Origin of the sequence: Brevibacillus sp. AG162 (genome assembly GCF_006715575.1) — a bacterium.
GTDB lineage: Bacteria > Bacillota > Bacilli > Brevibacillales > Brevibacillaceae > Brevibacillus > Brevibacillus brevis.
This window is the reverse complement of sequence record NZ_VFNO01000002.1, coordinates 513,323-525,414: the sequence shown is the minus strand read 5'-3', so window position 1 is coordinate 525,414 and position 12,092 is coordinate 513,323. Positions and strand designations below refer to the sequence as shown.

Annotated in this window: 10 protein-coding genes; 7 read left to right on the top strand and 3 right to left on the bottom strand. The window is 48.4% G+C overall.

The window, feature by feature from the left end; genetic code table 11:
- Positions 1–89: 89 nt before the first annotated feature.
- Genes FB479_RS07310 through FB479_RS07295 form a run of 4 tightly spaced genes read left to right on the top strand, consistent with a single transcriptional unit; the run spans position 90 to position 5,706 of the window.
- A complete protein-coding gene (locus FB479_RS07310; protein ID WP_370511677.1) occupies positions 90–677 on the top strand; it encodes an ATP-binding cassette domain-containing protein in 588 nt (195 codons plus the stop codon).
- 48 nt (positions 678–725) lie between these two features.
- On the top strand, positions 726–1,904 hold the full coding sequence (locus FB479_RS07305; protein WP_142063717.1) for an efflux RND transporter periplasmic adaptor subunit: 1,179 nt from the start codon (positions 726–728) through the stop codon (positions 1,902–1,904).
- 18 nt (positions 1,905–1,922) lie between these two features.
- The gene (locus FB479_RS07300; RefSeq protein ID WP_255438333.1) at positions 1,923–4,808 is read left to right on the top strand and encodes an ABC transporter permease; all 2,886 of its coding nucleotides are present in this window, start codon (positions 1,923–1,925) and stop codon (positions 4,806–4,808) included.
- A 4-nt stretch (positions 4,809–4,812) separates the two neighbouring features.
- The gene (locus FB479_RS07295) at positions 4,813–5,706 is read left to right on the top strand and encodes an ABC transporter ATP-binding protein (protein WP_142063711.1); all 894 of its coding nucleotides are present in this window, start codon (positions 4,813–4,815) and stop codon (positions 5,704–5,706) included.
- Between the two features lie 141 nt (positions 5,707–5,847).
- On the opposite strand, the gene FB479_RS07290 is transcribed toward FB479_RS07295, so the two are convergent.
- Positions 5,848–6,735, bottom strand: coding sequence for a LysR family transcriptional regulator (locus FB479_RS07290; protein WP_142063708.1), 888 nt, complete (start codon positions 6,733–6,735; stop codon positions 5,848–5,850).
- A 112-nt stretch (positions 6,736–6,847) separates the two neighbouring features.
- On the opposite strand from FB479_RS07290, the gene FB479_RS07285 reads away from it, so the two are divergent.
- Positions 6,848–8,230, top strand: coding sequence for an MFS transporter (locus FB479_RS07285; protein WP_142063706.1), 1,383 nt, complete (start codon positions 6,848–6,850; stop codon positions 8,228–8,230).
- Between the two features lie 12 nt (positions 8,231–8,242).
- Here the strand turns inward: FB479_RS07285 and FB479_RS07280 are convergent, their stop codons facing one another.
- Positions 8,243–9,127 carry a LysR family transcriptional regulator gene (locus tag FB479_RS07280; protein WP_106654378.1) on the bottom strand — a complete coding sequence of 295 codons (885 nt, stop codon included), beginning with the start codon at positions 9,125–9,127 and terminating at the stop codon, positions 8,243–8,245.
- A gap of 133 nt (positions 9,128–9,260) precedes the next feature.
- Here FB479_RS07280 and FB479_RS07275 point away from each other — a divergent pair, with 133 nt between their 5' ends.
- Complete coding sequence (locus tag FB479_RS07275; protein WP_142063704.1) at positions 9,261–10,463, top strand: MFS transporter; 1,203 nt, start codon at positions 9,261–9,263, stop codon at positions 10,461–10,463.
- A 70-nt stretch (positions 10,464–10,533) separates the two neighbouring features.
- Here the strand turns inward: FB479_RS07275 and FB479_RS07270 are convergent, their stop codons facing one another.
- Positions 10,534–11,376, bottom strand: coding sequence for a DUF92 domain-containing protein (locus tag FB479_RS07270; RefSeq protein WP_142063702.1), 843 nt, complete (start codon positions 11,374–11,376; stop codon positions 10,534–10,536).
- Between the two features lie 403 nt (positions 11,377–11,779).
- On the opposite strand from FB479_RS07270, the gene FB479_RS31240 reads away from it, so the two are divergent.
- A complete protein-coding gene (locus FB479_RS31240; protein WP_185746341.1) occupies positions 11,780–12,067 on the top strand; it encodes a LysR substrate-binding domain-containing protein in 288 nt (95 codons plus the stop codon).
- Positions 12,068–12,092 lie beyond the last annotated feature (25 nt).

Sequence of the window (12,092 nt, the reverse complement as noted above, 5' to 3'; positions counted from 1 at the left end):
TTTGTTCCAATTTTACTAAACAATAGTTTTTGTTTGAGTTACTATTAACAAAACTTGCATTTTTCAGATATATTTTCGGGGGTGTCATTTTGCCGTTCATTGCAGAGACAAAAAACGTAGAACGCACGTTTGGTAGAGGGGCAGCTGCCGTCAGAGCGCTTGCGGGCGTAGAAATGCGTGTAGAATCAGGGCGACTGCTTGTCTTAAAAGGCAGATCAGGATCAGGAAAAACGACTCTATTAAACCTGTTGGGTGGCCTCGATCGTCCGACGGTAGGAAGCGTGTACTTTCAGGGACGAGAAATTGGCCAGCTATCGGATCATGAGCGAACGAGGATCAGGCGAAAGAACATGGCCTTTATCTTCCAGTCGTTTGGCTTGCTTCCGCTGATGTCAGCCGCTGAAAACGTCGAGTTTGGACTCCGGCTGTCAGGGGTGCCTGCTGCAGAATGGAAGGAGCGTGTTCGCGAATCGCTTGATATCGTTGGACTTTCCAAACGGGCGCACCATCGGCCATTTGAGATGTCCGGTGAGAACAGCAACGCTGTGCGATTGCCAGAGCTGTTGCGAACAGGCCGACATTACTATTGGCGGATGAGCCGACAGCTGAGCTGGATAGTAAAACGGGTATGCAAATCAGCGGCCTGTTTCGCCAGCTGGTCGATGAGGGTGCTATGAGCATTGTCATGACGACACATGATCCCGGTGTAATGGAGGTGGCCGACGATGTCTATGAATTGGAGGACGGTCGTATCAAGGAATAGCAAATTAAAATGGGCGTACGTAACCGTTTTCCTTTTGTTGACGGGTTGCTCCTTATTCCCTAAGGAAGAGGAGGTTCTGGCTCCGCCATTAGTCGAGCCGTCACCTATCAAATACGAGGTAGCAGAAGTTTTGCAAGGGACGATAGTAAAAAGTGTGAAAGGAAACGCCTCTTTCACGACCGTGAAAACGGCGGAGCTCTCTTTCCCAGAGACGAAGGGACTGCGGCTGAAGTCGTTCTCTGTCCAAGGAGGCGATCAGGTGAAAAAAGGACAGGTGCTTGCTGAATTGGATGCGGCTGAAATGGAAAGGGCGATTGAGTCTGCCCGGTATGAAGTGGAGAAGGCAAAGCTGGAGCTGCTTGAAGCCCAGCAGGATAATCACTACGAAGTCGAATCCGCCAAGCTGGACGTTTTGAAGGCAGAGATGAACGCCAAGGTAAACGAGACCAAGCTAGCCAAGATCGAATTGGAAAAGGCTCAGCTAGACTTGGTGAAATTGCAGGATCCCAAGAAGCGGCAGTACGTGGTCGAGCGTGCCAGGCTGAACGTAAAGCAAAAAGAGATGGACTTGAAGAACCTGCAACAGCGTTGGAACGAGACCAAGCTGATCTCGCCCTTTGACGGCATCGTGCTTTTTACAAGCAACGAGCAGGTAGGAGATGAGGTGGAAGCGCATCAAAAGTTGGTAACGATAGGCGATCCGAACAAGCTGTTCGTGGTGTATACCGCTCCTGAGAAAGAGGCTCTGCAAGACGTTCGAGAAGGAATGAAGGTCATTCTCTCGGGCAAAGACGGCGAAAATGGCGAGGGGACAGTTGTTCAGACACCCCTGCATGTCCCATCCAATTTACCAGAGGATTTGACGAAGCTGTATCAGAGAAGTTTGCTGATTTCACCGAAAATTCCCCCGAAGGGCTTGGAGATCGGGACAGGAGTCAGTATCGAAGTAATTGTGGACAAGCAGGATCAGACGCTCATCATACCGAGAAAAGCACTTCATGAACTATTGGGCAGGAAGTACGTGCGGGTGCTCGACGGGAATAGCAAGAAGGAAGTGGACGTGGAGACCGGCATCATGACCCAGACGGAGATTGAGATTCGCAAAGGTCTTTCGGCAGGCCAACTGGTTATTTTGGAATAGGGGGACAATCTTGTGGCGATGCTGCAAATGATCTTGCGGAAAATGATGAATAACCGCTGGCTGGTCGGCAGCCTGCTGATCGGGCTGATCGTCGCTGTCGGACTGGTATCGAGTATACCCGCATTCACGTCAGGGGTACTCCAGCGTATGTTGACAAAGGATCTGGAGGAATACCAAAAGAATGTGAAGCGCTTCCCCGGTGGTTTGCTGATCTCCGTTAATCAAAACAAGCTTGGGAAGAATGGTACGGGTCTTGTGGACGAAATGGCCGCTCATCTTCAAAGCAAAGTGATTGCTTCGCTGGGGGTACCCGTGTATGAAGAAGTAACCATTTTGCGGACAATCCCGTTTGACGCCAGACAGCCAAATATACAGCCAAAGAATCCGATCAGTTCCGAAAGTACACGGCTTTATTCCCTCAGTGCTCTGGAGCAGCACATGACGCTGATTGACGGTCGCTTGCCTGCTGCAACTCCCGTCGATGGCGTGTACGAAGCGTTGGTGACGGAAAAAGCGTTAAAGGATCGGCGGATGGTGCTGGGCAGTCTTTATGAGTTGACAGCGAGTGAAGCAAAAGGACTCAAGGTGCGAATCAAACCAGTCGGCGTTTTCAAGGAAAAAGAGGGGAACGATCCTTATTGGTTTGTTACGACCAGTGAATACTCCAATGGCTTCATATTGGATGAACGCCTTTTTCGGAAAACATTTTTGGAAGAGAAGAATCTGGTCATTTCAACCCAGATGTATGCCGCTTTTCACTACCAATCATTTCGAATAAGCGATACAGAGAAGCTGAATTCAGTCGTGGCCGGGATCGAAGGCAAACTGCAACAGCTCGGATTGAAAAAAGCGGAGATCAACGTTCAGTTTCCGGCGGCCAGTCTCGTGGGCAAGTACAATGAGCAAGAGAAGCAGTTCAAAACCATTCTCTGGTCGCTCTATATCCCTATTTTCATCATGCTCGGTCTTTATCTTGTGATGGTTTCGGGATTAATTGTGGAGAGGCAGCGAACGGAAATCGCAGTGCTGGGCAGCAGGGGAGCCAGCAGAATGCAGATTTTCTCTATTTATTTCATGGAGATCGCCATTTTGGGGTTATGCGCTTTTCTGATCGGTCCAGTTGTAGGGATACAGCTTAGCAAGATACTTGGCATCTCGAATGGATTTCTCGAATTCGTCGATCGCAAAGGTCTGGATGTCACCATTAGTAGCGAAGTTTTCGTGTATGCTGCGTGGATGGTGCTCGCCTGTATCACACTCGTTTTGATTTCTGTATTTCTGGCAACCAGGCAAAATATCGTCACACACAAGCAAAGCATGGCGAGGATGGGAGGACGAGCGATTTGGCATCGGCTGTTTCTCGACGTTCTGCTGCTTGCGATCTCGTGGTATGGATGGTATTCCTATCAAAACGCCGCTGAAACCGCAGCAAAAACGAGCGAAGGGGCTTCGGCTATCTCGATCGATTTTCTTCTCTTTTTTGTGCCCGTTCTGTTTTCACTTGGTTTTGGCCTGCTTCTTCTCCGATTGTATCCGTGGGTCCTACGCCTGATGTCTTGGGCGGGACGCTCCTTTTTCCCGCTTTCTCTGCATACGACGCTGGTGCAGGTAGGGAGGGCTCCACGGCAATATCATTTTCTCATGCTGTTCGTGACGAGTACGGTCGCCGTCGGGATGTTCAGCGCAAGCATGGCACGGACGATCAATCAAAATGCAGAGGAGAGAATCCGTTACCAAATGGGCGCGGATATTCGTTTGAAGGCGGAGTGGAAGAGCGACAAGCCGGAAGTAACGGTCTTTCGGCGAGGAAATAATGTTGCAGAAGAAGGGGAGGAGGGGGGAGTGGAAAAAGAGCCTGTAGCTCCTCCTGTTCAGTATGTGGAGCCGGATTTTGCCTTGTACAGCGGCCTGCCCGGGGTTGAGCATGCAACGAAAGTCTATGTGAACGGGCTGGCGGAGGCTTCTTTTCGGGGTGATCCTGTGAAGGATATCACCTTGATGGGGATTGATCCTAATGAGTTTGCAAAGACCGCTTGGATGAAGCCAGACTTGCTGCCCCATCACTTCCACGAGTATTTGAATTTGATAGCAAAAGAACCGCGTGCCCTCTTGCTGTCTCGCAGCCTCGCTGACAAGCTGCAAGTGGTGGAGGGACAAACCATCCTGCTCGGTTGGGGGGATTCTCGCAGGGTTGAAATGATTGTGTATGCCATCGTGGATTACTGGCCGGGATGGAATCCTGCGACTGTAAAAAGCACATACGGAAGCAGAATGGAAGAGCAGTATTTGGCCGTCGCCAATCTCCCGTTCGTGCAAGACAAGATTCGTCAGGAGCCGTATGAGGTTTGGATCAAAATGAAAGAGGGAGCGTCTTCGGAATCGCTTTACAAGGGTCTGGAACAAGAGGGAGTCAAGCTCGCCATGCTGAATAATGCCAAACAGCAAGTCATCCAAGTGAAAAACAGCGCGTTTTATTTGGGGCTGAACGGATCGCTGACGCTTGGGTTCCTGCTTTCCATGTTGGTCACCTTTATCGGCTACGTGTTGTACTGGGTGCTTACACTTGGAGCCAGAAAATTGCAATACGGAGTGTTCCGCGCGATGGGGATGCCATTCAGACAGCTTCTTGCCATACTCGCGTGGGAGCAGCTCTTGACGTTTGGCGTCGCTTTTGCGATTGGAATGACAGCGGGCAAGCTGGCAAATAGCCTGTTTTTGCCTGCACTCAGTCTCTATTTGCATGCCGATAAGCAAGTTCCTCCCTTTACTGTCATTTCGAGGCCTCAAGATGAACAAATCATTTATACGTTCATTGCTGTGACACTGGTTATCGGAATCGGAATCGTTGGTATTCTGCTGTCACGGATGCAGATCCATCAAGCCGTGAAGCTGGGGGAGGACTAAACAGATGATCGTATGCGAAAATTTGGTGAAAATCTACAAGGCAAATGATCTGGAAGTGGTGGCGCTGCAAGGGTTGGATTTGCGTGTAGAGACCGGAGAGCTGATGGGGATCATCGGGAATAGCGGTAGCGGCAAATCAACGCTTCTGAACATGCTGGGAGGACTGGACCGTCCCTCGGCAGGCAAACTTTCCGTGGCGGGAGCTGACTTGTTTCGATTGACGACTTCCGAGCTGGTTCAATATCGCTTGCAGACCGTAGGCTTTGTCTGGCAGAACAACGCCCGCAATCTGATCCCTTATCTATCTGCTCTGCAAAATGTGGAGATGCCGATGCTTTTGCGGGGCAAGCGAAAAAGGGAGCGCGCCCACGAGTTGTTGGAACTGGTGGGGCTGGGCCACCGAAAAAAGAACAAGCTGAGCGAACTTTCCGGCGGTGAGCAGCAGCGGGTAGCCATCGCGATCGCTTTGGCGAACGAGCCCAAGCTGCTTTTGGCAGATGAGCCGACTGGCAGTGTAGACACTCGAACAGCAGCTATCATTCTCGATTTGTTTCAAGAGCTGAACCGTTCGTTCGGGCTAACGGTCGTCATCGTGACTCATGACTTGGAGCTGGCGCGCAAAGTGGATCGCGTCGTAGCCATTCGGGACGGGAAAACGTCTAGCGAATTGTTGCGCAGAAAAGGAACGGAAGAAAACACTTCCGAGTCTTGGGATGAGGAAGCGAACGCGGACACTCATGAGGAATTGGCGGTGCTTGATCAGGTGGGGAGACTGCAGATCCCAATGGAGTACCTCCAGGCGATCCAGGCGAACGGCATGCTGCGAATCGAGCTGGAAGAAGATCGAATTATCCTAAAGGCACCTGAAGCCTCCACAAAAACAGACACGCGAATGTGACGTGTCTGTTTTTTGTTCCGCTATTGGGATATGCCTGCACGTTAATCTCTCAGCTGTAGGGTGCAGCGCATTCTCGATGACGATCATGCATTCTTGACTGTTGGTATTACAAGTAGGACAATCGTGAAGTTTCATGATTCATCACCTCTCAAGTTTGCTTACATTCCCAAAATAATCGACAACAACCTCACGGAATTCTTGAGCGGCTCGCGAAATGTACCGACTCTTGTGCCATAATAAAGCGATTTCCCGTACCAATTCGTGATTGTCTACTCGAAGATACTTGATTTGTTCACGAGAATCTCTTGCCGTGCTCGGTATGAAGGCTATGCCAATGTCTGCTTCCACCAGCTGGATTAGCCTTGCAGGTTCATCTCCCTCATACACATATTTAGGTGCAAATCCAACCGACTTGCATATAGCGTCTACGAAATCGCGTGTACCGTACCCTCTCTTTACCCCGACAAACCATTCATCCTTCAGATCTGTCAAAGATACGATGCTTCGGTCTGCCAGTCGATGTCCCCTTGGAACAGCTACGAGGATAGGGTCAATGAACACGATTTGACATTCAATGTCATCCTCTTGGATAGGAGGGGAGGACAAGCAAAAATCGACCTCTCCTCTATGAAGAAGCGTGACCATTTCCTGCGTGGTCAGCATTTGTACATGAAATTGGATATCGGGCCGCTTTTTTCGAAACTCTCGAAGGATATTGGGCAGCGTGCTTGCAGTAGTCACCGCCAATTCAAGCGTGCCATGCTCCGGGTTGGACAAATCGCGAAGCTCCAGCTTCCCCTGTTCTAATTCAAACAAAGCTCTTTCCACCCGGCAGAGGAATTTGCTTCCGAACTCATTCAGACGTAGCTTTCTCCCTTTTCGATCAAAGAGTGGGACTCCTAGATCCTCCTCCAATCGTTGAATCGTTTTGCTTAGGGACGATTGGGTCACATGCAGACTTCGGGCAGCTTCGGTCACATGCTCCATACGAGCTACGGTAAGAAAGTATTGCAGTTGAAGAAGTTCCATTCAGACCCTCCGTTCATTCCTTCTAATCAATGAAATGATAACATGAAATGCGTTGGAGTAAATGTTTGATTTCCAGTACGATATCATCAAAACGCTTTTAGGAGGGCTGAAAATGGGGGCTCACAACAGGTGGTTGATGATTGCCGTTGGACTAGGGATATTATTGAACCCATTAAATTCTTCGATGATTTCTGTTGCGATTGCAAGGCTACAAAATGTCTACAGTCTTGACTTCACGGTTGTTTCGTGGATGATTTTCTCGTTCTACATTGCGAGTGCGATCGCTCAACCTGTCATGGGAAAGGCAAGTGATTTGTTCGGTCGTAAGAAGATATTTCTTACCGGGCTTGTCGTATCCTTCTTTGCTTCCTTATTGGCTCCATTATCACCCAATTTTGGGTGGCTCATTGTGTTCCGAATAGTGCAATCGATCGGAACAAGCATGATGGTTGCGGTTGGAATGGCCATTGTACGCATTCATATTACGGAGAAACAAGCGACCGCGCTTTCCGTACTGTCCATATTCCTGTCCGGGGCAGCAGCGATTGGACCTTTTATTGGCGGGGTATTGATTCATTATTGGGATTGGTCTGCTATCTTTCTCATGAATATTCCGTTCGTGGTGGCGAGCTTCCTGTTAGCCTGGAGGATGATTCCAAAGGATGAATCGGCAGCATCTGTTGCACATAACATGTCCTTTCGAAAATGGTTGGAGTTGATTGATGCAACAGGGATCGTGCTCTTCGCAGTAGGGCTGGTTGCACTGCTCGTTGGATTACTGTCAGCAAAATCATCCGGGCATGTCTCATGGTGGCATATTCTGGTTGGAGGAATCGGTCTCGTTACACTGGGGGCTTTCGTACGACATGAGTTAAAAACGACGTCTCCGTTTATTCCTCTACGGACATTCGCCAAGTATCCTGCGATGACGTGGGTCAATATCGAATTCATGCTCGTTAACGTCCTTTTTTATTCGCTTTTTTTCGGGCTTCCGTCCTACTTGCAAATGGTTCGCCATGTCAGCGAGTTCCATACAGGAATGCTCTTGCTCAGCTTAGGTTTATGCTCGCTCATTGTGTCTCCACTAGCAGGACGATGGATTGATCAATCAGGACCTCGGCCGGCATTGTTCGCATCCGCCTTGCTTATGACATTGGGGTCATTGTGGCTCGTGACGTTCAATCAAGATTCACATGTGATTAGTGTGTGTGTGGCGTTAGCAGCATTTGGTATTAGCAACGGATTAAACAATGTCGGAATGCAAGCAGCCTTGTTCAAAAGTTCTCCAAAAGAAATCATCGGCGTAGCTTCTGGATTATTTCATACATCCAGATACCTGGGAACCATTCTCTCCTCATTGTTGATCGGCATTGTAATGGGAGATAAGTTTAGTGCCGAGGGGCTGCAAGTGCTTGGCATTCTCCTCACGACGATTGCATTGTCTTTGGTACTCATGAGTTGGCGAAGAGAATCAAGGGAAAGGGGGGAGTCGTAGGTTCACCCATCCCTATTCAAAATCGCAGGCATGGTTCATAACAAATTGTTTAAATTTTTCAGTGGCAGGTGATAAATATCGCCCTTCTACCCAGGCAATTCCAATGGTTCGTTGGCACTTCGGGCTTTTGACAGGGATTTGTGTGATCTTACTCTGGTCCGTTCCCTTTAAATTGGGCAAAAGGGAGATTCCCAGTCCAGCAGCGACCAGTCCTGCAACGGTATCTGCTTCCTCTCCTTCAAAGGTAATCGGAGGTGTAATTCCCGCTGCTTGAAACAATTGCTCGACGGTAATACGAAGGGAGTACCCTTCTTTTAAATGGATAAAGGATTCATCTGCAATCTCTTCCAAAGTAATCGAGGTACGATTTGCATATTTGTGGTCTTTGGGGACAATCACAAAAAGTTCTTCATCCCAAAGCGGCTTCCATACAAAAGGAGATTTCATATCCATGGGAGCAAGTAGACAAAGATCAAATTCTCCTCCTTGCAACTGATTCATAAGCGTATGGGAGGGACCTTGTCCGAGTCGAAAATGAACGTTTGGGTAGTGGGAGCGAAAAGAAGCCAGTAAATCAGGGATACGGCTGGTACTTAACGTGTGCAGAAATCCAAGAGACACTTCTCCTTTATCTGGATCAAGCAAATCCATGATTTCTTGTTTTCCTTCATGAAATTCCTTCATCATGTTTTCGACTCGCTTTAAAAAGAGATGACCATATTTATTGAGCCGAATCGAACGTCCCTGACGGTCAAACAGGGGCACGCCTATTTCATCCTCAAATCGGGCTATCGAGCGACTAAGGGCAGACTGGGAAATCGAGAGAGCTTCGGCAGCATGTGTCACGTGTTGGATTCTTGCCAGGGTTTGAAAATATTCGAACTGTTGCCATTCCATTCGAAAGCACCACTTTCCGTTCGGATTTTTCATTACATAAATGCATGAAAAACATGATTATAATGAATTATACATCATAGATAAATGGTGATACCATGAAACCATAATCATCCTGAAATGATATGGTGATCGCATGATACAACAAGGCACGCCACTCTTCCGTAAAACCAGCTTTGCTTTTTTTGCTGCTGGCTTCAATACGTTTGCTATTCTTTACTGCGTACAGCCTTTGATGCCGGAATTTTCAAAAGAGTTTGCGGTTAATCCAACGACAGCAAGTCTTTCCCTCTCCATTACAACCATGGTTCTTGCCGTCAGTATGCTCGTTTTTGGGTCGCTGTCTGAAGTATGGGGACGCAAGCCGATCATGATCTTTTCCATGCTTGCTTCGTCTGTGTTTTGTATTCTCACAGCATTCAGTTCGAATTTTCATGTTCTCCTGGTATTGCGAACGATTGAAGGAATTTCCTTGGCCGGTCTACCCTCCATCGCAATGGCCTATCTTGGAGAAGAAATCGAATCGAAAAGCCTTGGAGCGGCTATGGGTCTCTATATATGCGGCAACTCAATTGGTGCTGTGTTTGGCAGGGTTTTCTCAGGAATGATGAGTGACTACTTTGGCTGGCAGATCGCAATAGGGGGAATTGGTCTCATCAGTTTGGTTGCCACAGTGATTTTTTGGAACACCTTACCACCATCACAAAACTTTAAAGCACGTCCATTCGTATTGAGAAAGCTAGGTCTGTCTTTAATGGCCCATCTAGAGGCTCCAAGTCTCATTTGTTTATTTGTCATCGGCTTTTTACTTTTGGGAAGTAATGTAGCGTTGTTCAATTACATCGCTTATGTATTACTCGAAAAGCCCTATTCACTCAGCCAAACATTGATAAGTTGGACATTTTTAATTATGATCATCGGAATGTTCAGCTCTGTCTGGACAGGAAAATTAGTAGATCGTCACGGTAAGCAAAGGCTGTTATTCATTAGCTTATTCCTTGCATTAATCGGCGTCTGCTTGACGTGGGAAGCGAATCTCATTATGAAGATAGTAGGACTTGGATTTTTTACTTTTGGATTTTTTGGAGCGCATGCCGTTGCAAGCAGCTGGGTGGGACAGCTTGCTTTACAGAACAAAGCACAGGCCTCTTCCTTGTACTTGTTTTTCTACTATACGGGCTCAAGTGTAGGAGGAACACTCGGAGGATTGTTTTGGGCCGCATACGGATGGGGTGGCGTCATCAGCATGAATGTTGGCTTTCTCGTAGTAGGCTTCATACTTTGGGCGTGCGTCTCAAAAATGGGACAGAACGCAAAGAAAGTGACGAAAATAGCCTAGACTTGTGCCCCAAAATAAAGAAACGGAAAAACTCAGTATCGTTTTCGTGATACGAAGTCTTTCCGTTTCTTTATATGTCAAACGATAAGCCGATTGCCAGCGCCAATAAGGCGGCGAAAGCACCACCTGCAAGCGAGCCAACTACATTGACGGCATCGTTGTTCCAACCAGCGCGACCGCGGATTCGCACGGCTGGCTTGCCGCAGTGACGAGACTGCTCGATTTCACGACCGCAAGCGCCGCAACGGTACATCTGCTGCCATGTCGCACCGATCCACGAATCAACCAGTGACCCTACCATGCCCGCCAGTCCGGCTATGCCGAGCCAGGCTGCCAGTCTAAATGCAGGCGAGACCGCATCCGGCGCGTGTTGACCAGGTACTGCAAGCAGCAACCACGCTACACCGCCGATAAATAGACCACCGGCCAGCGAAGCACCCATGCCCAGGCTAGAAACACCGCCGGAAGTGCCGGGCGGAACAATCTGACCCGTCTTGATCGATCTCGGAGGCTTTCGGCTCAAGCCGCCGATCTCTGTCGCCCACGTATCAGCCGTGACCGCTGCCATCACGCCGAGGAACGCGTACCACCAAAGCGGATGGGGCCACGCCCAATTTGCTACACATAACAGCAGCCCGAGTCCGCCGTTTGCGAGCACCTGGCCAGCATCGCGTCTCCCCGTTTTCTCATAGCCGCTCTCGGCCTCTTCCTTTTTATGCTTTTTCCACTTGGATAATAAGGTGGACGAGACAAAAAAAGCGATGAGGGAGCCGAACCAGATAGGGCTTCCGAGTGCGTACATCATGGTACCCAGTATCACCGCCGCCAAAAAGCCGGAACCAGACAGCGACCGTTTTACATAAGCCGCCCCCGCAATCCCGGCGCTGCAGGCTAGTCCTATTAACCACTCCACAGTTTCCCGCCCCCTTTGCTTTGCACTATTATACCTCAACGCAGCAGGCAAGATGAGCGGTTTCCTCTAGAAAATGGTAAAGACAGAATAGATGAGTAACAAACACATTACCGCATTGATTCCTTTATCGTATTTGGCAAATAGAACATATAGGAGCGCCCTTGTTTGATCGAATGGGTCGAAAAGTAACGCTTACCGATGTTGGAAAAAGGTTGATTGGCTATACAGAAGAAATATTAAATACGTATGGCAGGATTGAAAGCATAGCGAGTGACGAGAAGGAGGTACGAGGAGAGTTAAAAATAGCCGCTCCTGAGTCTTTAACGGTCTATCGCCTAGAACCAATACTTAGTGAATATCGGAAATCTTCATTTCTAACGGGAAAGACTGTATTTATCGTGCCTTGTTAGGAAAATACCTGGAAGAGCGAGGGCTTGCCTTTTCTCAAATGATGGAATTGTGGAGCATCGAGGCAATCAAACGATGTGTGAGGAGTGGTCTAGGTATCACTTGTTTACCGTTGATGACTGTAAAAGATGAAATCGATCAAGAAAAAGTAAAGATCATTCCCTGTGACAGTAGCTTTCCTGCTATTTTCGCGCAAGTTGTTTATCACAAAAACAAGTGGATTTCGCAAGCGATGACGGAGTTTATTGCGATAACGTTAAAACATGCAAAAAGTTGGGCATAGATAGACGTGTTGTACGAACGGATAT